This is a genomic window from Kordia sp., assembly GCF_965283645.1.
GTDB lineage: Bacteria > Bacteroidota > Bacteroidia > Flavobacteriales > Flavobacteriaceae > Kordia.
Genome location: NZ_CBDIPG010000001.1, coordinates 2213996 through 2234672, shown reverse-complemented (window position 1 = coordinate 2234672; position 20677 = coordinate 2213996). Strand labels below are relative to the sequence as shown.

Genomic DNA, 20677 nt, shown 5'->3' with positions numbered 1-20677 from the left:
AAATTTACATAATCGTTAACTTTTGCTATGCAATATAGAAAGCAGGGTAAAACTAATAAAATTGTAAGAAAAATAATTAAAATTTATTAAAAATATTCTAAAAAACGTAATTGAAGACAGAAAAAATCATATTAGGAATTGATCCAGGAACAACAATTATGGGTTTTGGGTTGATAAAAATAGTAGGGAAGAAGATGGAGTTTTTACAACTAAATGAACTTCAATTACAAAAATACAGCGATCATTATTTAAAGTTAAAATTAATTTTTGAACGCACAATTGAATTGATTGATACGTATCATCCTGACGAAATAGCAATTGAAGCACCTTTTTTTGGAAAAAACGTACAATCGATGTTAAAGCTTGGTCGAGCACAAGGAGTTGCAATGGCGGCTGGTTTATCTCGCGAAGTACCAATTACAGAATATTCCCCTAAAAAAATAAAAATGGCAATCACAGGTAATGGAAATGCTAGCAAAGAGCAAGTTGCCAAAATGTTACAAAGTTTACTTGGCTTAAAAACACTTCCAAAAAATTTAGACTCTACAGATGGTTTGGCAGCGGCTGTTTGTCACTTTTACAATCAAGGAAGAGTAGAAATAGGGAAAAATTATTCTGGCTGGGCAAGTTTTGTAAAACAAAATGAAAAAAGAGTAAAAAAGTAAATTGAAATTTTGATAAATATTGAATGATTTTGATATTTTCGCTAAACAACCAAATTAAAACTGTATGAGTTACCAATTAGAATTCTGTAAAAAATGTGTAAACAAATCCTTTTCCTCTTCTGAAGGTATTGTATGTGGATTAACAAATCAAAAACCGACATTCTTGAGTCAATGCCCTGATTTTGTTAAAGATGAAAAAGAAGAACAAAAAATGATTCAGCGGCAAGCCGTATTAGATGAAGGTGATTATGTAGATGAAAATGGAAACTCAGTTTCTGGATGGCGAATAGCCGGTAGTGTAATTATATTTATACTCGTCATTGTACGTTTAGCAGTTCGTTGCTCAAACAATTAGAATTTCTCAAATGGATACAACGACTTCGTCTGATATATGTAAAAATTGCAATACTCCACTAACTGGAAATTATTGCGCTACATGCGGACAGAAGTCAACAGTTTCAAAGATTACTATAAAAGAGACGTTTCAAGAAATTCTAGATATGTTCTTTTCTATAAATGCGCCTTTGATGGTAACATTGAAATATTTATGTATTAATCCAAGGAAAGTATTTAGAGAGTTTATTGAAGGAAAGCGGAAAAGGTATTACAAACCTGTTTCCTTTTTTATCTTAATGACGGTTTTGTATGTAGTAATAAGTTCAATTCTCAATTCTGACCCTATAAAGGATGAAACATTCAAAAGTGTTTCTGAAAGTGCGCAAAGTATGGCGTACCAAGCTGGAGAATTTATGCGAAGTAACATTACAAACTTTCTATTCTTCTTTGTGTTTTCCATTGGTATTTCATTAAAATTAGTCTTTAGAAAGCGACATACGTTAGCAGAATATTTTGCAATTGCATTTTACTTAGTTGGAATCTATACATTTATGGTTTCATGCTTCATGTATTTCATCAATAAACTTCCATTAAATATGCGCTCCATTCCGCTTTTATTAATGTTGATTTATTTTATGTATGCAATTATGTCACTATTTCAAAAAGTGACTTTCAAAACCGTTCTCAAAGGAATTATTGCATACTTTCTAGCTGTATTCTTATATATACTTTGTAGTTTCGGGCTATCAATGTTAATTGTTTCTTTTAATAGCTAATGGCTGGAATTTACATACATATACCATTTTGCAAACAAGCATGTCATTATTGTGACTTTCATTTTTCAACCTCGTTAGCGAAAAAAGAGAATATGCTTAAAGCGATTCATAAAGAATTACAACTTCGTAAAACTGAATTGAATAATATTACGGTTGAAACCATCTATTTCGGTGGTGGAACGCCAAGTTTACTATCGTTGGCCGAATTAAATAAAATTCTAGAGGTTATTCAAGAAAACTATACGGTTTCAGCAACTCCAGAAATTACGCTTGAAGCAAACCCAGATGATTTATCAGAAGAAAAAATAAAAGAATTGGCGGCTTCTCCAATCAATCGGTTAAGTATCGGAATACAATCATTTTTTGATACTGATTTAAAACTCATGAATCGTGCACATGCTGCTGTCGAAGCCAACAAGTCTTTAACAATTGCAACACAATATTTTGATAACATCACAATCGATCTCATTTACGGGGTTCCTACCATGAGCATGCAACAATGGAAAGAAAACCTTAAAATTGCATTCGATTTTGGCATCAAACATATTTCAAGTTATGCACTTACAGTAGAACCAAAAACGGCATTGGAAAAATTCATCCGACAAGGAACGTATCCAAATGTTTCAGAAGAAGAAGCGTTGGCACATTTTAATGTATTGGTGGAAGAAACTTCCAAACAAGGTTTTGTACACTATGAAATTTCAAACTTTGGAAAACCTGATTATTTCTCAAAACACAACACATCGTATTGGAAAGGCGCAACATATATTGGAATTGGTCCAAGTGCGCATTCGTTTAACAAAACCACAAGAAGTTGGAATATTGCTAACAATGCAATCTATATCAAAAACATTCAAGAAGAAAAATTGCCATCTACGACAGAAACACTTTCGTTAAACGATCAATACAACGAATATGTGATGACAGGTTTGCGAACCATTTGGGGAATTTCTATGGCGTATATTCAAAAAGAATTTGGAGAAACATATAAAGTCCACACTTTAAAATTGGCAAAAACACATCTTACACAGCAAACGCTCGAACAGAATGCAGACATTATAAAAACGACACAAAAAGGAAAATTTCTATGTGACGGAATTGCTTCAGATTTTTTTAAGGTATAATCTAACTTTTTAGCGTAATTTTGGGTGAGAAACCAAAGCCTGTAAAAAATGATCTGTACCATTCAACGAAAAACGACAAAGCATCAAATTGATTTATCAAAACCGTTAGACATTTCAATTCCGCTACGCGCTTCAAAAGAAAATGTAAATGCTTGGTATGTTGAAGAACCTAAAATTTTTCCAGTTCGTACGGATGAATGGGTTGGAAACGTAAAAGAAGGTGGTGATGTAAACTTTAACAACATACATTTCAATCCGCATGCGCATGGAACACATACAGAATGTGTTGGACATATTACAGAAGAAATACATTCTATAAATGAAAACTTAAAACGTTTTTTCTTTTATGCTGAGGTAATTACGGTAGTTCCTGAAAAACAAGATAAAGATTATATTATTTCAAAAAAGCAATTACAATTTGCTATCGGAAACAAAAAACGAGAAGCAATTGTTATTAGAACACTTCCAAACTTTACAGACAAAAAAAGCATGCAATATTCGCACACGAATCCGCCTTATCTTACGGAAGACGCTGCTATATATCTTAGAGAAAAAGGAATTGATCATTTATTAATAGATCTTCCAAGTGTGGATAAAGAAAAAGATGATGGCGAATTATTGGCGCACAATGCTTTTTGGAATACAAACGGAAACATCCGATTAAACGCAACAATTACTGAGTTTATATATGTTGCAAATCGTATAGAAGATGGTGCATATTATCTAAACTTACAAATTGCACCTTTTGAAAATGATGCAACTCCAAGTAAACCAATTTTATACAAAATTAAAAAGTAATATATAACTAGTTTTTTTTCAAATTCTTTTGAATCTCTTTACGAATTTGTTCTAAAGTTGGGAAGTTATCAAGCTTATCATTGAACTCTTTAAACTGTTTTTCAACAATACGTTTGATTTTATTTTCGATAATTTCATCTATAGAATTGCCATATTCAAGAGGTGGTTCATCTGTCATTTTCTTTGGATCAATAGCCATATCGCCTTCGCCAGTTAAGAGCCAAAGCGGACTCAAATCGGGATATTGGTCAATAATTTTTTCTAACACATCACTTCCAACGGAAGCTTTTGTTTTTGCTTGTTTACTTGTATATCCATTGCCAACGCCAATTGAAATATCAAATGCACGCATGCTTAGATTTTTGTATTTTATGAATTTTACGATTCGATCAATTATTTTCATGATAGAGAAATTAAGTCATAGAGAAATCCATTTTTATAGAAAATAAGATTTAATATATGCTATAGGTTATGCGTACTGACAGTAAATCAGCACAAGTTTAACAATTCGTAAATATACATAATTCGTTTTGATATTTACAAAGGTGCCCAATTTTATACTGTAGTTGCAGTTTTTTACGTATAATTAAGGCAGTTTTTTGAAGATAGAAAATAGGTTATTTTCCTTTTAAATTCTTCTGAATTTCTTTACTAATTTGATCAAGTGTTGGAAAATTTTCCAATTTGTCACTAAAATCTTTTAGTTGTTCTCTTACGATACGTTTAATTTTACTTTCTAAAATTTCGTCAATAGATTTTCCATAATCTGGAAGTGGTTCTTCAGAAGTCTCCACAGTAAGAATCATAGGTTCTTTTCCAGTTACCAGCCAAAGTGGACTCAAGTCTGGATACACATCGATTATTCTCTCCAAAACATCGCTACCGACAGAAGCGCCTGACTTCGATTGCTTGCTAGTGTATCCGTTTCCCACGCCTATAGACATATCAAACGCACGCATACTCAAGTTTTTATGCTTTATAAAGAGGATTATTCTGTCGATTATTTTCATAATAATTAGAAATTATGCTACAAAATGTTTAGTTTTATAGAAAATAGTTTGTAATAGTATACTGTCAATTGCAAAAAGCGTCATAAAATCAATACTAAATCAGTAGCAAACTAACAATTAGTAAATATATGGATAAATTCAAGAACCCAAAATGATAAACGAAGAACAAAGAAGAAAACTCAAAGAAGTTTTGGGATATCACTATACAGATGGTGTCTTAAAAATCTTAAAAGAAAAGAAAATTACAAGTAGAAATGGAAAAGCATATGGTTCTTCCATGATTCGAAATGTTTTTAACGGACTTAATGAAAACGAAGATATTGAAAATGCAATAATACAACTCTTTGTTAGGACACAAGAAGAAGAAAAAGAAATCAACGAAGCACGAAATAGAATTTTAGGAATTCAATAATGAATCCTAATTTTGCTGCAAAACACAACATTTCTTACAATTGCTTAAAATTAATGTAAATTTGTATTCCAATAATTAAGGTATAATTATTGTAAATGCTGATATTGTATGGATATATTTTTAGCACTATTGCTTGGAGGTGTTGCCTCGTATTTTGTGTATAGCTACTTAGGAAAGAAACAAAAAGAACAGTTGACAATACGTCAATCACATTTATTATTAGACAAAATAAAAAGTGTTTGTAAGCTTACTACTGTCGAAGGTGATTTTAGTGAAATTTATCACTATGAAGATAGATCAGAGCATTTTTTAAGATTAATTTCTAGCAAAAAACGAGCGCTTGTTGTAATAAAAGCGAAAGCAAGTGTTGGTTACGATTTAAAAAAACTTCGCTTGAAAGCTGATAAAGAAAAAAAGCAAGTCCGAATTTTACATTTTCCACAACCTGAAATTTTAACGGTAGAAACAGATTTTACCTATTACGACAAAAAAGATGGTTTGTTAAACAAATTTGGAGCAGGCGATTTAACAGTACTCAACAAAGCGGCAAAACAACATATTGTAGATAAAGTTCCGCAAAGTGGACTTATTCAAACAGCAAAAAAGGAAGCGTTAGATGCGATATTAATCATTGAAAAAATTGTAGAAACAATTGGTTGGGAATTAGACTATTCCGAATTAAAACTTCCAGATGATGATATTTCATATCTAAAAAAACATTAATCCACAATTTAAAACACACATTTTACGCATATTTTATGTTGATTTAAAGCTAGGATAACCTACAAATTAAGAATCTAGCTGTATATTTGCAACAAATAATAAAAGAATGCAAAAGATGCCTCTAATTGATAAAGTAGTTTACTATCTAAATGATGTTCTTGTAAGTTTAGATATTGCGCCAGTTCATAGAATTGAAGCAAAGTCTAAATCAAAAAATAAAAATAATACCACTACAAAGTCAGATATAAATATCCAGTAATTTCTATAAAATACGGTATTCAACAGTTTTTTATATCTTGTGTAAAATTTAATTGTATGAATATTGAATTACTTCATCAATACTGTATTTCAAAACCTGCTGTTACTGAAGAATTTCCTTTTGATCAAGACACACTAGTATTTAAAGTTTTGGGAAAAATGTTTGCATTAACTTCTTTAAAAAAGTGGGAACAAGGATTGGCGGCAGTAAATCTTAAATGCGATCCTAAAAAATCAATAGAACTTCGCGAAACATATGAAAGTATTACGCCAGGATTTCATATGAGTAAAAAACATTGGAATACCATAGAACTATTTCAACACGAACTTTCCAACGAATTTGTACAAAATTTAATAGATCATTCCTACGAATTGGTAGTAAAAGGCATGACTAAAAGGCAACAAGCCGAACTCAAAAATTACTAATACGTCAAAAGAAACTATGTTAGAAATAAGACCAAATTGCGAACATTGCAATAAAGACTTACCTTTTGATGCTACAAATGCACTTATTTGTACATTTGAATGTACCTATTGTGAAGAATGTGTAACAACAATTCTGAAAAACACATGCCCAAATTGTGGCGGAAATTTCACAAAACGACCAATTCGCCCTAAACGACTTTTAGCAAAATACCCGCCAAGTGCAAAACGTGTTTATAATCCTACAAATTTGGAAAGACATTATGAGAACATCATTAAAAACAATGCATAATCGACAAAAAGCACATAATTCCAAAAACCATTAGTCTAACTTAAAAGACCATTCAACCTATTTTAAATTGAGTTTAATCGAAAGATGTTTTTTATCTAACATATAAATAAGAAATTTACGTTGTGATTGGAGATATAACATTAACGCCAATGGTAGAAAATCTTTCGTTTTTATTTATCGAGGATGATGAGATTGAAGTAATGAAGTTTAAAAGGTCTTTAAAAAAACTAGGATTTAAACATCGTATACTTGAAGCTAAGAATGGAGAAGAAGCACTTGCTATTTTGAAAAAAAAGGAAGAGCTTCCAAATGTCATCTTACTCGATTTAAATATGCCAAAAATGAACGGACTTGAATTCTTAAAAGAACTCAAGGAGGACGAACATTTGCGTTATATTCCTGCAATTATCGTAACAACTTCTAACAATCATAAAGATATGTTGGAAAGTTACAAGTTAGGAATTGCTGGTTACATCATAAAACCATTACGATACGAAGATTATATTCTTAAAATTCAACGTGTTATCGATTATTGGATGGTAAATGAAGTGATTACTTTCTAAACCATAATTCTTTTTCCTATACATTTTATCTCATAGTACACGGTATACAAACTGTGTAGATCGTCGGTTAATTAGGTTAAACGTCTGTAATTTATGCGGAATTTAGTATATTCAACGCAAAATACGAATCAATTTAGATTTGCGTTTAAATGAAAGACCCAATTCAGACCCTAAAACTAGCGCTACAAAACGAAAAAAAAGCCCGCGAAAAAGCAGAAGCACTTTTGCTACATCGCACTAGCGAGCTTCTAGAAGTAAAAGAAGCACTTCAGAAAAAAACGATCGAATTTGATGGTGTTTTTCAAAACATTCTCGACTCTTTTGTTTTGATGGATATCATGGGAAATGTCATCAAAATGAATGATGCAGCTGTAAAGCTTTTTGGATACGATATCAAAAAAGAAGACTTGAATGTAGTAAACATTATTTACAAAGAAGACTTTGAATATGCAATGAATTCTTTTGCAAAATTGATTGAAGATGGTTCTTTTGAAAACTACGAAGCCAGAGTTTACACAAAAACAAAAGAAGTAAAATGGGTTCAGATCAATTCGAGTCTAATTTATAATGAAGAAGGACGAATTATTGCAGCACAAGGAATTGTACGCGATATCACACAGTCGAAAAAAGACACCACTATTTTTGATGAGCAACAAGAACAACTAGCCGCTATTGTAGACAATTCATTAGCCGGAATTGTACTAGCGGAAGATAGAAATATCATAAAAACGAACCAAGCATTTCAAAAATTCACACAATATTCTGAAGAAGAATTACTCGGCGTTCCGGTAGAAAACTTATCTTATCAAGAAGCACACGAAGAATCTCAGATGTATTATGATCAAATGGTGGCTGGCGAAATAGATAGGTACGATCTTACCGAACGCTACAAGCGGAAAGATGGAACTTACTTTCTATCAGAAACAAATGTTACAGCAATTAGAGACAGCTCAGGAGCGGTGAAATATCAGTTGGCATTTGTACAAGACGTTACAGAAAAACATAAAAGACATTTAATGTTGAGCACACTCAACAACTTAACACGTTCATTTATTGGAAAACTAAATATTCATGACATTGCTTGGGAAATTGCCAACGTAATTGCTCGTGATTTAGAGTTTGAAGATTGCGTCGTATATCTTGTAAATAATGAAAATAAAGTACTGGAACAAATAGCAGGTTACGGTGCAAAAGTTGATGAGAACAAAGAAATTATTGACAAAATATTTATTCCATTTGGAAGAGGAATTGTTGGAAATATAGCCGAAACAGGAAAAGCAGCGTTGATTCATGACACAAGCAAAGATGAACGCTATGTTGTAGATGATAAAAGAAGATATTCGGAAATTACAGTTCCAATTATTGTTGATGGAAATGTAATTGGTGTGATAGATTCAGAAAACTCAGCAAAAAGTTTTTTCACGAAAGAACACTTGCGTTTACTAAAAAATGTTGCAGATTTAGTGTCGATTCAATTAACAAACGCCGCAAACTTAGAACGTACTATTGAAGCGGAAAGTCAAAACAAAGAATTACTTGATAATTTACAACGAAGTAACAAAGAACTTCATGATTTTGCACATATAGTTTCGCACGATTTAAAATCTCCTTTGCGAAGCATAAATGCATTAATATCTTGGTTTCAAGAGGATTATGAAGAAGTGCTGGATGACAATGCCACAGAAACTTTTGACAAGCTCAATAATAAGTTAGAACAAATGGATGCGCTTATTGATGGTATCTTGCGTTATTCTAGCGTAAGCGATAAAAATATCATTACCGTACAAAATGTTGGCATAAAGGATATTTTAGAAGATATTCAAACAATTTTATACATTCCAGATCATATCAAATTCGTATATCCAGAAAACTTGCCAGTAATACAAGCAGATAAAACACGCATCAAGCAAGTATTTCAAAACCTAATTAGTAATGCCATTAATTATGTTGATAAGAAGGATGGGAAAATAGAAGTGACGTTTGAAGAACAGGAAAAGTTTTGGAAATTTTCAGTTGAAGATAATGGAGTTGGTATTGCCAAAAATTACCATGATAAAATATTCAAAATATTCCAAACACTTAATGAAAAGGGCAAATCAACAGGAATTGGATTATCTATCGTAAAAAAAATTATAGAACTCTACAATGGGGAAATTTACGTAGAATCAGAAGAGAACATAGGAACTAAATTCTTTTTCACAATACGGAAATAATATGCAATTAGACACTCCAAATTTATCATACATACACATGCTTTCTGATGGTGACAAAGCGTTTGAAGCAAGCATGATTTCGATCTTAAAAAGAGAACTTCCTACCGAAAAAGAAGCTTTTGTACAAAGCATACTTGATAAAAACTATCAAAATTCCGCTGAACTCGTGCATAAAATTAAACATAAAATTAGTATTTTGGGACTTGAAAAAAGCTATGAGTTTGCCGCTTCCTTTGAAGAAGCGCTAAGAAAAGACGATTCAAGTGGATATAATATGTTTATGAGGATTTTGCAAAACATGGAAGAATTTTTAACCAAAATTTAAGCCTACCTACTTATGAAGTGTATAATTGTTGACGATGAAGCAACAGCAAGAGCAATTACGAGACAGCTCTGTAAAAAAATAGAAGAACTTGTTATTGAAGAAGAGTTCGATAATGCAATTGATGCTATAAAATACTTAAACTCAGATACAGTTGATCTTATTTTTTTAGACATACATATGCCAACATTTTCTGGGTTTGATTTTATTCAAACGTTGAAAAATCCGCCACAAATTATATTAACTACTTCTGATAAAAACTTTGCCTTAGATGCTTTTGAGTACGATTGTGTTGTTGATTATTTGGTAAAACCAATCACGCCAGAACGCTTTGGAAAAGCTGTTGGTCGTATGAAAGATAGAAATGCGTCAGCAAAAGCAGAAGAACCTGTACTTACATCTTCTGATGATACGGCTAGCGTAGGAAATGATTTGTATGTAAATATTGATCGTCGTCTGGTAAAAATAAACATTCCAGATATTTGTGTTATAGAAGCCAAAGGTGATTACATTAAAATAAAGGCAGAAGACAAAAACTATATTGTACATTCTACACTTAAAAAAATAGAAGAAAAGTTGCCAAGCTCTTTATTCTTAAAAGTGCATCGTTCTTACATTATAAATACCACAAAAATTGTAGATATTGAAGATAATAGTGTGTTGATAAAACAAGATGTAATTCCAGTAAGTAGAGCCAACAAGAAGGAACTTATGCAACGACTCAATCTTTTATGATAGAGAACATTCTACATCAGTTTCATGACTACTATATTCACTTTCAGAACATTTAACGTCAGTAACTGAGATTGTTTGCAATATATTTCTTATTTTTTATTCTTTAAAAAAAGGGACTACTTAAAAAATGAGATGGAAAGGAGATAAAAAATTTAAGGAAGTCATCACAGATGATGGCTATCATTTAAAAGCAGAATATATTCAAGACAGCAAATATTGGTGGATAGTTTACAAAAACGGTGAAGTTTTATACCGTGCAATTGCAGAAAGTGAATTTGCCACAAGTCTACAAATTGCACAAGCCAAAGCACAACAACGAATGATTAAACATTTAAAAAGTCTTACAAACTAACAAGTTAAGTTAGAACTGTTTCTTCTGTAAATTAAAGAAAGCATCTGCTTGTAATTTCATCAATTCACGGGCTTTTTTGCGTTTGTGCGTGTACAATTCTTCTTCTTCAGCAATATCTGCGTATACTTTATTATTTAGAGCAACATCCGTATCCAATAAGGTTTTTCGCTGATGTACTTTTTGTGCAACCCACGTTTTCACTGCATCTTCGGCATCTTGTAATTTTACATCATATTCACCTTTTGAAGTAAATAATTTTGCAAAAATTGGAGATGTTTCTACGGCTAAGAACAATAAAAAGATAAAAAAGGAAGGAAGCCAAGGCAATTCTCCCAATGCATTTACGCGTGCCATCAATCCGTCAAAACCATCAATAATAGGTTGTGTATTAGTTTCTTGTGTTTTTTGTTTTTCAACTAAATCTGTAATAGCGAGTTCTTTTACCGCTAATTTATCACTGGTTTCAGCTCGTAAAGATTGTAACTCTTGCAACGCGGCATCATGTTTTTCTCTTTTCTCTTTATACACTGGACCTTTACCAACAAGTTCAGTTCCTTTACGTCCTTCAGCTTCAGCAATAAAGGTTTCATATAAATCGTTTACTTCTTTTTCTTTCGTAACGACATCATTTTTTAGCTGTGTAATTTCACTCTTAATTTGTTCAATTTCAGGCGTAAACTGTTGTGCAATTTGTGTTTTGTTTTCAAGTGTAAGCTCATTCTTTTGCTCTAATAAAACCTGATTGATTTCTTTTTCAAATATCTTTAATTCCAAGGGTTTGGAAATAACAACGGCAATAATTACAGCTAAAATAATACGAGGTGTTGCTTGTAAAATTTCATCAAATTTATTCTCTCTTTTTCGAAGTGTAGAAACGATAAAGCGATCTAAATTAAAAATTAGCAATCCCCAAATAAGTCCAAAACCAACTGCGGCAAATGGATTATCAAAAACGGTATATAAAGCATAACTACTTGCTATAAAAGCCATGAGAGCAGTAAAAAATACGGTAGCGCCAATTCCAGCATATTTGGTTTGTTCGCCATCGCTACAGTCGCGGACCAAGTTGAGGTCAACGCCCGAACAAACGAGGAAAAATTGTTTTAACATAAAAAAGTCTTTTGAATGATGATGATACTATAAGAACGCAGGATTCCTGTAAATGTTACAAAAATTCACGAAGTTTCTCCATTTGACTAGGTCGTGGCGCATTATTAGTGACCAAATTACCTGTTGCATCAATAATTAAATATTGAGGAATCGTAATGTAACCATCTGCTAAGGAATGGTTTGTTTCGAAGTCTACAAAAAATTTCTTACTAGCTAATAAATGTAAACCACTTAAGTCGAAATACTTGATGTCTTGTTTCCACTTTGCACGTTGTTCAGGTTTGTCTAACGAAATGTAAAGTTTTTTATACCCTTTTTCTTTAAGCAAAATATTCAATTCATCATTGTGTTTAAATTCTCGTTTACAAGGACTACACCAAGTTGCCCAAAGATCAACATAATATTTTTCACCTTTTAAATCTGATAATAAATCGTTCAAACTTGCAATATTTTCATTTTCATAGAATTTTACACTAGCTGGCATTTCTCCAGAAATTTTCACATAATATTCACGAATTTCATCAATATCTGGTGTTAAGTATGATTCGTATATACTATTTGGAAAGTCTTTTTGAAATTGTTCATATACTGAAATCAAGCTTTTTTCAAATTTACGCTGTTTTGCTTCACTAATAATATATGTTGCCGCCGCTTTTTCTGCAACTTCTTTGTTTTCATACGAACTTATCATGTTGTAATAAAACGGATGTAATGCGTCTCTTTTATAGAAACTTGATAATGTATCTTTTGTAATAGTTCCTTCAGTTAATACATCATACGTTCTTTTTTCTTTTAAAATTGTCTCTGCATACATACTCCAAGTACTCGTTTTATAACTAGTTTCTAGAGGATATTTTTGTACAGTTTCATCAATTAACAAAATTAAATCAGCAGCAATTGGAGTTTTTCCATATTGTTTTACGGTAACAATTTGTGAAGTTCGTAAAGCATAAAAATAATCAATTTCTTGTTTGAGAATTTTTTCAAATTCGGCATCAATTTCCTGATCTTTTACCAGTTTCTGAAGCTTTTTCAATTCAGCTACTTTTAAAGTTTCCATCTTTTTGGTCACTTGAACTGCAGTAGTATCATTTTTATATTTATTAGATTCGGACATATAAAAATTGGGTCTCTCTACATCATTTAAAAATTGCATTCCTGCCTTGTTTGTTCCTTCAAAAACATAAGTAGAATCAAGTGAAGTAATTTTCACTTTTTTTCCAGGTAGTAAAATTGAGTTCAAGCGTGTATCGCCAATTTTAATACTCACAAATTCAGGTATTTTAATATCTTTTGTAAATAAAAATTCATTTTTTTCATTCGGATAAATCGTATCTGTTTTATGATCCCAAAGTGTAATTCCATCAATCGAATTCCGAATTTCTATAAACGCTACTGCGTCTGTTTTGACTTCCATTGAAGCAAGTTTTTCTTCTTCTTTCACACATGAAATACAAAGGAATAAGAGTAGTAAAAAAAGTAATTGTTTCATGATATGATTGTTATTTGATGGATGTTTTAAAGATATATAAAAGAAAAGTTCCTAGACAAGATTTTAACTTAAATCGAGTGTAAGAACTTTTATTATAGGGTTTGTATCTAGAAAGTTATGATTCTGAAAGCTTTACAAAAGCGCTGCTATTTTCAGTTTCAATTTGTGAATATACATGCAAGTTTTTATTTTTTCGTACCATACGCAACGCTTCTCTATACGTGATCCGTTTTTCATTAAAATAAAACACAGCATTATGTCTGTTCATTACTTTTATGTGCGAAACAATATTTCCTGCATTTACTGTTGGAAACGATATTGTTGTAGCATTTTTATCAGGAACATGTTTTGTACCTACCAAGCGAGTTCTATTACTTTTTTTGGTATTTTTTTTAGCCTCATCTTTCTTTTTTGGCGGTGGTGGCGGCAATTCTTTTCCATTTTTATCTACAGGTCTGCCAAAACGATTGTATATTAATTTCTGTCCGTTTTTAGTTGTGTAATAAAAGGTTTCACCATTAATGTTGATGTACCCAGTTTGCTTTTCTTCTTCTGAAAAATAGGCTACATCTTTCCATTCAGATGATTTTTTAGATGCTTCCCCAACTTTTTTGCCTTCTTTTTTTATTGGCGGCGGTGGCGGTAATCTTTTCCCGTTTTCATCTACCAATTGACTTTCTTCATTGTAAATGAATTTTATACCATTTTTGACAACATAATAATGCTTTTTACCATTAATAATCATTGTCTTAACGTTTTGCCCTTTGATATTTTGATGCATCTTACTGATAGCTTTTGCGCGTTCTTCAGTTACATTTGGATAGGCAGTTTCTTTCACTTCAATAACCGCTGGTTTTTTAGGTTCTGGCACTTCAATTTCTATCACTTCAACAGCTACTGGCTTCTTTGGTTTAGGTGGGTTGACTTCTTCGACCTCTATTATCACGGGCTTTTTAGGCACTGGTGGTGGCGGTGGCGGTGGCGGAACATCTTTAGAACTCATAAGGTCAATGTTGCGAATTTTAAGGTCTTTTAATGCTTTTTCAGCAGCAGCAATAGCAGCAGTAAGTTTGTCTTTTACATAACCATCATAAATAATTAAACCAGTTCTTGCTCTTTTGTGTTGAATTTTGGCAAGTTCTAACTTTATGAATGTATTGAGTTCTTCCAAATCGCAGCTATGTTCATAATTGACAAGAAATTTTCCATTTTTATTAATATGAATTATAATATCTTTTCTTCCTTGATTTGCCTTTTCTGTAGGCAAGTCAGTTTCATTAGGACCATTATTTTCATTAATATAATTCACAGGCACTTCATTCGCTACTGCAAGTTCCTCTTTTGCTGTTAACTTTTCAGTTGTAGTACTTACTTTTTTACCAACTCGCTTTCCGTGTTTCCCTTTTTTGATATGTAAAATAGCACTTTTTGATAATGGACTTGCTAATTCTTTTTTCAATCCTTCAAAACCACTAGCTGTATATAAATGCATTTGGTATAATTGTGGAAAACGTTTGCTTCGTGCATTTTTGTGAATAAAACTTCCTGTGTAATGAACAATGTCATAGTTAGAAATTGTATTGTTTTCAATCACTTTTCCATCAAGCCAAATGGCAAAACCTTTTTTGTCTTTCCAGTCGTTCAATAGTTTTGCTGTCGGACGTTTTGCAACAGGCGTTTTTGGTGCAGGTGTCAACATTGCTTTTTCCTCAATAGTGAGTTCTGCGTACGTTTTTTTGACCTTATTTCCGTTTTCATCTTCAAAAATGAAGGTTGCGTTTTGGTAATAATATTTCTTCGGATCTTGATCTTCTTCAATGATCATATCTGTTGCTGGAATTTCTATGATTTCAGCAGTTGTTTCATGAGCAATTACTTTTGTGCTAAACAAAAATAGCGCGCCTATAAAAATAGGAATCGTGAATGAGGCAAAAAGCCAAACACGAATTTTAGATGTATGTTTTGTCATCATTTGTAGTCTTTTTTTAGTTACAGAAAAATTTAAATTACTGGCTAAATATAAGTTGTGGTTCCAACTGGCGTTATCAAGTAATAATTGTTGATAGGTTGGAATTTGAATATTCGATTTTAATACAGCATCATCAGCTAAAAATTCATGATTGAGCTGAATTGCTTTTTTGTAAAAAATAAGTAGTGGATTGAACCAAAATACAATCTGAATCAATTCAATTAATATAATATCTATCGTATGCTTTTGTGTCACGTGTGCGAGTTCATGTGTGTACAATTCTTCTGCAATATTCTCAGTTTCATACGCTTCTTTTTCAATAAATATATAGTGTAAAAATGTATGTGGAAGAATATTTTCTTTTAATAAAACCAACGAAGCTTTTTTATAGAAAGCTTTTGCGTTTCGCGTGATTTTATAAAAAATTTGATAAATATTATTCATAAAACGAAAGAAGAACACCAAATATCCAATCACATACAAACTCACTAAAACAAGTATCCAAACAGGAATACCTGTCGTAATTTCTGGAGTTTCAGTTGCCAAAGGAATGGTTTCTGCAAAATTTGCATCTTCAAAATTGATCACATTTGTACTTTCAGTAACAGGAATTTCAACAGTTACTTCCATAGTAATAAATGGTACAATTAACGCAAAACACAACCCGAATAGTAAATAATATCGATTAAATTTGTACATGCGTTCACGTTCCAAAAGTACTTTGTATACCAAAAGTATTAACGCTAAACACAATCCTGATTTTATGATATAACTAATCATTACTTACTTCTTTTTAATTTCATTATCGATAAGCTTACGTAAATCTTCAAGCTCCTTTTTTGTTAAATTTGTTTTCTTCGTAAAGAAAGAAGCAAATTGAGAAGCACTATCGTTAAAAAAGTTTTTGATCAATCCATTTACATGTTTAGAAAAATAATCTTCCTTTTTAATTAATGGATAATATTCTCTTGATTTTCCAAACGTTGCATATGAAACATATCCTTTATCTGTCATACGTTTCAGTAAAGTTGCAATTGTTGTTGTTGCAGGTTTTGGATCGTTGTATTGTTCCAAAATATCTTTCATGAATGCTTTTTCAAGTTTCCATAAATGCTGCATCAATTGTTCTTCTGTTTTTGATAATTTCATTTGTTAGGTTTGTTTTTTTGATTCTATAGAGGAATGAATAGTTATCTTTTTGGTCGACTTCAAAAGGATACATACGCATAGTACACAAGAATCATTGTAATATTACTCTACAAATGTAGAATATAATATTTAATTCTACAAGTGTAGAGGTAAAATAATTTCAAAACCGCGTTAAGGATTGCAGTGAAAAGCCCGGAACGATAGTGAGGACTTGTAGCGGAAAGCCTGACCGTAAAAGTACACTGAACATTGAGCGAAGCCGAAATGCGAAGTGAACTTTTACGGTAACGCCCCAAAGTAAAGTATGAGATATTGAAACAAGTTTAGTATAAAATAAAAAATCCGCACGAAGCGGATTTTAAAGTTGTTGTATTTTTTATTACTTAGAAAGCTCTGTAAAATATTTATAGAATAGTGGAATGGTTTCAATTCCTTTAAGATAATTGAAAATTCCAAAGTGTTCATTTGGAGAGTGAATTGCATCACTATTTAAGCCAAATCCCATTAAAATGGTTTTGCTTTTGAGCTCTTTTTCGAATAAAGAAACAATTGGAATGCTTCCTCCAGAGCGTTGTGGAATTGCTGGAACACCAAATGTATCTTCATAGGCTTTGCTTGCCGCTTTGTAGCCAATATTATCAATTGGCGTTACGTAGCCTTGTCCACCATGATGTGGCGTTACTTTAACCGTGGTGCCTTTTGGCGCTAAACTTTCAAAATGGGTTTTGAATAATTCTGTGATTTCACGCCAATCTTGATTTGGCACTAAACGCATTGAAATTTTAGCGTACGCTTTACTTGCGATTACGGTTTTTGCACCTTCGCCAGTGTATCCGCCCCAAATTCCGTTAACATCTAATGTTGGACGAATAGAGTTGCGTTCGTTGGTTGTATAACCAGCTTCACCATACACATCGTCAATATCTAATGCATTTTTATAGTCTTCAAGAGAGAACGGCGCTTTTGCCATTTCGGCGCGTTCTTGTGTTGATAATTCTTCAACGTTATCGTAAAAACCTGGAATTGTAATATGATTATTTTCATCATGTAACGAAGCAATCATTTTTGTTAAGATATTAATTGGATTCGCAACAGCGCCACCATACAATCCAGAATGTAAATCACGATTTGGACCTGTAACTTCAACTTCTACATAACTTAATCCACGTAAACCAGTTGTGATAGAAGGTTGCGTGTTACTGATCATTCCTGTATCAGAAATTAAAATAACATCATTGGCTAGTTTTTCTTGGTTGCGTTCTACAAACCAAGCCAAACTTTCCGAACCAACTTCTTCTTCGCCTTCAATCATAAATTTTACATTACAAGGCAATTGATTGGTTTCGTTCATTAATTCCAATGCTTTAACGTGCATGTACATTTGACCTTTGTCATCACATGAACCACGTGCAAAGATGGCACCTTCTGGGTGAATCTTTGTTTTCTTAATAACAGGTTCAAATGGTCCACTTTCCCACAAGTCTAATGGATCTGGTGGTTGTACATCATAATGTCCATATACTAAAACGGTTGGCAAGTCGTCAGAAATGTGTTTGTGTCCGTATACAATTGGGTATCCTGGTGTTTCACAAATTTCGACATGATCGCAACCAGCTTTTTCTAAACTAGTTTTAATAGCGGTTGACGTATCAATCACATCTTGCGTGTACGCTGGATCTGCGCTTATTGAGGGAATTTTTAAAAGTTCGATGAGTTCATCGATGAAACGGGTTTTATGCGCTTCAACATAGGATTTTATAGTATTCATGTAATGTATTGAATTTATCTAGATACTCAAAAGTACTAAAAAAAGAGGTAAAAATAGTTGTGACTTCCTTTGAATATTGAAAATCTTCTTTATATTTGCACCCACATTTGCGGGTGTGGTGAAATTGGTAGACACGCTAGACTTAGGATCTAGTGCCTCACGGTGTGAAGGTTCGAGTCCTTTCACCCGCACAGAAACAGAAAGCTGAGATTGAAAAATCTCGGCTTTTTTTATTCATCATAACTTCTAAAATTTCTTTTGCTGTTTCTGCAATATTTCTGCGATTATTTTTGTCATTAATGAAACAATATGAATTAATAAAATACTGATTATTAAGGGTTTAATTTTACGGTTATACCGTAATTATGTTTAGATTTTTGAGATTAACTTTAAAACATAATTAACCATATATATTCAAATTATGAAAAAAATTACTTTAATTTTTGCATTATTTTTTACTACTCTTTGTTTTTCTCAAATTGTAGCGCAACCTATTCCTCGGAATCAATCCTTTGATCCTGTACAATCAACAATCAACAATCCAATACCACAACAATTTGGTACAGGAGAAATATTTAGATTCAGACCTGGTTTGGTTACACAATTAGATTCAGGCAATGATTTTGGTTTTACCAACAGTAGATGGTTTTCTATCGGAAGACTAAATACAGGAAGCCAAAATGTGTATGGCTTACGTTTTCAATTGCCAAACAAAGCATTAACGATGGGATATCAAGACTTAAGTGATATAAACCCAAGAATTCAATGGGTAAGCTCTGGTACTTCTTCGGCAAGTGATTTTGAATTTAGAGCCGCAAATAGTTTTACATCAACAAATTCGACGCTAGTAGCAACAATGACAAATAATGGTAGGACACTTTTTGGAGATCCACTAGGTGCATTTGATACAAAAGTTGGTATCAATTATTCTGAAGTGAGTGGAACTTCTTCACGTGTAGGTTTGTCTTTAGAAAACGAGGCCAATCAAAGTGGTGCTTTTATGACATCCATAAGATCTATAAATAATGCTGGAGGCTTTAATAAAACAGGTATAGATATTGAAAGTGTCAATGGTTCTATCTTCGAAAATGTAGGTATTAATGTGCGTTTAGATGGAGGAAGTCGTAATACTGGAGTCAGAGCACTTGTAACTGATAATGGTAGTGATGGTCCAACGTATGGTATTTTTGGATCAGTAGCTAGTACTGCTGATGTAAAATCTCCTGCTTTTGGAGCCGCTATTTATGGAACATCATCAACGGACTCAAATCGATTTGCAGGTTATTTTAATGGAAATGTCTTTGTGACTGGAACATTTACAGCTTCTGACAAAAAATTAAAAGACAATGTTAAGGACGAAAGTAATGTTTTAGAAAAATTAGCGAAGTTAAATGCTATAACGTACACATTTAAACCAAACGAGCAACTACATCTGTCAAGTGACTTGCAGCACGGATTTTTAGCGCAAAACATTGAAGAAGTATATCCTGAATTGGTTACAACTATTAGAAAGCCTATTATTGATAAAGACAACAAAGAGGCTGGAATATATGAGTACAAAGCGGTAAACTACACGGGGCTTATTTCAATCTTAACATCAAGTATCAAAGAATTAAATGAAAAAGCAACTACAAGTATTGAAGAATTAAATGAAAAAATAACATCTTTAGAAAGTCAGTTAGAAGACATGAAAAGAGAAGTTGACTCTAACGGAGAAACTAAATTAGATGGTCAAAATAATATAGGAGATGTAGGATTTTCTATGGAACAAAATAAACCAAATCCATTTACCAATCAAACAGTTGTAAACTATACATTGCCAAGAAATACAAAGGCAACAATTTCGGTTGTAGATTTATCAGGGAAGTTTATCAAAGAATATAATTTATCAACAGAAAAAGGGCAAGTAATTATCAATTCAAGTGATATTGGAAAAGGTATATTTATATATGCTTTAATTTCGGATAATGAAGTAGTTATCTCCAAAAAGATGATTGTAAGGTAATTTCGTGTCATTTTTATATAATTCCAAAACGAAAACGAAGGCCGAAGTTCTAAATTTCGGCTTTTTTGTTTTAATGGTGTATAGCTTTCAATTACTAGACATAGGAATTTCATAAGAGTTTACATACTTTTTAAATTCTATCAAGAACATCTGATTCATTGATTAATACATGTTTTCTAGCA

The 20677-nt window shown here is 32.2% G+C and carries 22 protein-coding genes and 1 tRNA gene; 16 read left to right on the top strand and 7 right to left on the bottom strand.

Annotation, left to right across the window (positions count from 1 at the left end; all coding sequences use genetic code 11):
• Positions 1-110 precede the first annotated feature (110 nt).
• The 5 genes from ruvC (at position 111) to ACQ654_RS09850 (ending at position 3699) form a co-directional block, all read left to right on the top strand.
• Positions 111-665 (top strand): crossover junction endodeoxyribonuclease RuvC, encoded by a 555-nt coding sequence (ruvC, locus tag ACQ654_RS09870; RefSeq protein WP_430410163.1) that lies wholly within the window; start codon positions 111-113, stop codon positions 663-665.
• A 64-nt stretch (positions 666-729) separates the two neighbouring features.
• Positions 730-1020 (top strand): hypothetical protein, encoded by a 291-nt coding sequence (locus ACQ654_RS09865; protein WP_430410162.1) that lies wholly within the window; start codon positions 730-732, stop codon positions 1018-1020.
• Between the two features lie 10 nt (positions 1021-1030).
• Entirely contained in the window at positions 1031-1777 is a 747-nt protein-coding gene (locus ACQ654_RS09860) for a DUF3667 domain-containing protein (protein ID WP_430410160.1), read from the top strand.
• A complete protein-coding gene (hemW, locus tag ACQ654_RS09855) occupies positions 1777-2901 on the top strand; it encodes a radical SAM family heme chaperone HemW (RefSeq protein ID WP_430410159.1) in 1125 nt (374 codons plus the stop codon). Before ACQ654_RS09860 ends, hemW begins: the two co-directional genes overlap by 1 nt.
• Before the next feature lie 48 nt (positions 2902-2949).
• Complete coding sequence (locus ACQ654_RS09850; protein WP_430410158.1) at positions 2950-3699, top strand: cyclase family protein; 750 nt, start codon at positions 2950-2952, stop codon at positions 3697-3699.
• A gap of 7 nt (positions 3700-3706) precedes the next feature.
• On the opposite strand, the gene ACQ654_RS09845 is transcribed toward ACQ654_RS09850, so the two are convergent.
• Together ACQ654_RS09845 and ACQ654_RS09840 are read right to left on the bottom strand one after the other, a co-directional pair.
• Positions 3707-4102, bottom strand: a complete 396-nt coding sequence (locus tag ACQ654_RS09845; RefSeq protein WP_430410157.1) for a hypothetical protein — start codon at positions 4100-4102, stop codon at positions 3707-3709.
• A gap of 214 nt (positions 4103-4316) precedes the next feature.
• Positions 4317-4709 (bottom strand): hypothetical protein, encoded by a 393-nt coding sequence (locus ACQ654_RS09840; protein ID WP_430410156.1) that lies wholly within the window; start codon positions 4707-4709, stop codon positions 4317-4319.
• 151 nt (positions 4710-4860) lie between these two features.
• Here ACQ654_RS09840 and ACQ654_RS09835 point away from each other — a divergent pair, with 151 nt between their 5' ends.
• The 9 genes from ACQ654_RS09835 (at position 4861) to ACQ654_RS09795 (ending at position 11002) form a co-directional block, all read left to right on the top strand.
• Positions 4861-5121, top strand: a complete 261-nt coding sequence (locus tag ACQ654_RS09835; protein ID WP_430410155.1) for a hypothetical protein — start codon at positions 4861-4863, stop codon at positions 5119-5121.
• A 108-nt stretch (positions 5122-5229) separates the two neighbouring features.
• The gene (locus tag ACQ654_RS09830; protein ID WP_430410154.1) at positions 5230-5844 is read left to right on the top strand and encodes a DUF4230 domain-containing protein; all 615 of its coding nucleotides are present in this window, start codon (positions 5230-5232) and stop codon (positions 5842-5844) included.
• 315 nt (positions 5845-6159) lie between these two features.
• Positions 6160-6528 (top strand): MmcQ/YjbR family DNA-binding protein, encoded by a 369-nt coding sequence (locus ACQ654_RS09825; RefSeq protein ID WP_430410153.1) that lies wholly within the window; start codon positions 6160-6162, stop codon positions 6526-6528.
• A 16-nt stretch (positions 6529-6544) separates the two neighbouring features.
• A complete protein-coding gene (locus ACQ654_RS09820) occupies positions 6545-6817 on the top strand; it encodes a DUF1272 domain-containing protein (protein ID WP_430410152.1) in 273 nt (90 codons plus the stop codon).
• 149 nt (positions 6818-6966) lie between these two features.
• Positions 6967-7380, top strand: a complete 414-nt coding sequence (locus ACQ654_RS09815) for a response regulator (protein WP_430413019.1) — start codon at positions 6967-6969, stop codon at positions 7378-7380.
• A 149-nt stretch (positions 7381-7529) separates the two neighbouring features.
• On the top strand, positions 7530-9593 hold the full coding sequence (locus ACQ654_RS09810) for a PAS domain-containing sensor histidine kinase (protein WP_430410151.1): 2064 nt from the start codon (positions 7530-7532) through the stop codon (positions 9591-9593).
• A gap of 1 nt (position 9594) precedes the next feature.
• Positions 9595-9918 (top strand): Hpt domain-containing protein, encoded by a 324-nt coding sequence (locus ACQ654_RS09805; RefSeq protein WP_430410149.1) that lies wholly within the window; start codon positions 9595-9597, stop codon positions 9916-9918.
• A gap of 12 nt (positions 9919-9930) precedes the next feature.
• Positions 9931-10650, top strand: coding sequence for a LytR/AlgR family response regulator transcription factor (locus tag ACQ654_RS09800; RefSeq protein WP_430410148.1), 720 nt, complete (start codon positions 9931-9933; stop codon positions 10648-10650).
• A 127-nt stretch (positions 10651-10777) separates the two neighbouring features.
• Positions 10778-11002: a hypothetical protein gene (locus ACQ654_RS09795; protein ID WP_430410147.1), complete on the top strand. Its 225-nt coding sequence runs from the start codon at positions 10778-10780 to the stop codon at positions 11000-11002.
• 9 nt (positions 11003-11011) lie between these two features.
• Here the strand turns inward: ACQ654_RS09795 and ACQ654_RS09790 are convergent, their stop codons facing one another.
• The 5 genes from ACQ654_RS09790 to ACQ654_RS09770 form a co-directional block, all read right to left on the bottom strand.
• Complete coding sequence (locus ACQ654_RS09790; RefSeq protein WP_430410146.1) at positions 11012-12112, bottom strand: DUF4407 domain-containing protein; 1101 nt, start codon at positions 12110-12112, stop codon at positions 11012-11014.
• A gap of 55 nt (positions 12113-12167) precedes the next feature.
• On the bottom strand, positions 12168-13604 hold the full coding sequence (locus ACQ654_RS09785) for a TlpA family protein disulfide reductase (RefSeq protein WP_430410145.1): 1437 nt from the start codon (positions 13602-13604) through the stop codon (positions 12168-12170).
• A 115-nt stretch (positions 13605-13719) separates the two neighbouring features.
• Positions 13720-16353 carry a M56 family metallopeptidase gene (locus tag ACQ654_RS09780; protein ID WP_430410144.1) on the bottom strand — a complete coding sequence of 878 codons (2634 nt, stop codon included), beginning with the start codon at positions 16351-16353 and terminating at the stop codon, positions 13720-13722.
• Between the two features lie 3 nt (positions 16354-16356).
• Positions 16357-16722 (bottom strand): BlaI/MecI/CopY family transcriptional regulator, encoded by a 366-nt coding sequence (locus tag ACQ654_RS09775; protein WP_430410143.1) that lies wholly within the window; start codon positions 16720-16722, stop codon positions 16357-16359.
• A gap of 379 nt (positions 16723-17101) precedes the next feature.
• A complete protein-coding gene (locus ACQ654_RS09770; protein ID WP_430410142.1) occupies positions 17102-18490 on the bottom strand; it encodes a dipeptidase in 1389 nt (462 codons plus the stop codon).
• 109 nt (positions 18491-18599) lie between these two features.
• Here ACQ654_RS09770 and ACQ654_RS09765 point away from each other — a divergent pair.
• Both ACQ654_RS09765 and ACQ654_RS09760 read left to right on the top strand, forming a co-directional pair.
• A tRNA-Leu gene (locus tag ACQ654_RS09765) sits at positions 18600-18681 on the top strand.
• Positions 18682-18911: 230 nt separating this feature from the next.
• Entirely contained in the window at positions 18912-20495 is a 1584-nt protein-coding gene (locus ACQ654_RS09760) for a tail fiber domain-containing protein (protein ID WP_430410141.1), read from the top strand.
• The last annotated feature ends 182 nt before the right edge of the window (positions 20496-20677 follow it).

Bases quoted from the DNA above. Each gene is read 5' to 3' on its own strand.
- ACQ654_RS09865 (WP_430410162.1), top strand. From the start codon at position 730: ATGAGTTACCAATTAGAATTCTGTAAAAAATGTGTAAACAAATCCTTT.
- ACQ654_RS09860 (WP_430410160.1), top strand. From the start codon at position 1,031: ATGGATACAACGACTTCGTCTGATATATGTAAAAATTGCAATACTCCA.
- hemW (WP_430410159.1), top strand. From the start codon at position 1,777: ATGGCTGGAATTTACATACATATACCATTTTGCAAACAAGCATGTCAT.
- ACQ654_RS09850 (WP_430410158.1), top strand. From the start codon at position 2,950: ATGATCTGTACCATTCAACGAAAAACGACAAAGCATCAAATTGATTTA.
- ACQ654_RS09845 (WP_430410157.1), bottom strand. From the start codon at position 4,102: ATGAAAATAATTGATCGAATCGTAAAATTCATAAAATACAAAAATCTA.
- ACQ654_RS09840 (WP_430410156.1), bottom strand. From the start codon at position 4,709: ATGAAAATAATCGACAGAATAATCCTCTTTATAAAGCATAAAAACTTG.
- ACQ654_RS09835 (WP_430410155.1), top strand. From the start codon at position 4,861: ATGATAAACGAAGAACAAAGAAGAAAACTCAAAGAAGTTTTGGGATAT.
- ACQ654_RS09830 (WP_430410154.1), top strand. From the start codon at position 5,230: ATGGATATATTTTTAGCACTATTGCTTGGAGGTGTTGCCTCGTATTTT.
- ACQ654_RS09825 (WP_430410153.1), top strand. From the start codon at position 6,160: ATGAATATTGAATTACTTCATCAATACTGTATTTCAAAACCTGCTGTT.
- ACQ654_RS09820 (WP_430410152.1), top strand. From the start codon at position 6,545: ATGTTAGAAATAAGACCAAATTGCGAACATTGCAATAAAGACTTACCT.
- ACQ654_RS09815 (WP_430413019.1), top strand. From the start codon at position 6,967: ATGGTAGAAAATCTTTCGTTTTTATTTATCGAGGATGATGAGATTGAA.
- ACQ654_RS09810 (WP_430410151.1), top strand. From the start codon at position 7,530: ATGAAAGACCCAATTCAGACCCTAAAACTAGCGCTACAAAACGAAAAA.
- ACQ654_RS09805 (WP_430410149.1), top strand. From the start codon at position 9,595: ATGCAATTAGACACTCCAAATTTATCATACATACACATGCTTTCTGAT.
- ACQ654_RS09800 (WP_430410148.1), top strand. From the start codon at position 9,931: ATGAAGTGTATAATTGTTGACGATGAAGCAACAGCAAGAGCAATTACG.
- ACQ654_RS09795 (WP_430410147.1), top strand. From the start codon at position 10,778: ATGAGATGGAAAGGAGATAAAAAATTTAAGGAAGTCATCACAGATGAT.
- ACQ654_RS09790 (WP_430410146.1), bottom strand. From the start codon at position 12,112: ATGTTAAAACAATTTTTCCTCGTTTGTTCGGGCGTTGACCTCAACTTG.
- ACQ654_RS09785 (WP_430410145.1), bottom strand. From the start codon at position 13,604: ATGAAACAATTACTTTTTTTACTACTCTTATTCCTTTGTATTTCATGT.
- ACQ654_RS09780 (WP_430410144.1), bottom strand. From the start codon at position 16,353: ATGATTAGTTATATCATAAAATCAGGATTGTGTTTAGCGTTAATACTT.
- ACQ654_RS09775 (WP_430410143.1), bottom strand. From the start codon at position 16,722: ATGAAATTATCAAAAACAGAAGAACAATTGATGCAGCATTTATGGAAA.
- ACQ654_RS09770 (WP_430410142.1), bottom strand. From the start codon at position 18,490: ATGAATACTATAAAATCCTATGTTGAAGCGCATAAAACCCGTTTCATC.
- ACQ654_RS09760 (WP_430410141.1), top strand. From the start codon at position 18,912: ATGAAAAAAATTACTTTAATTTTTGCATTATTTTTTACTACTCTTTGT.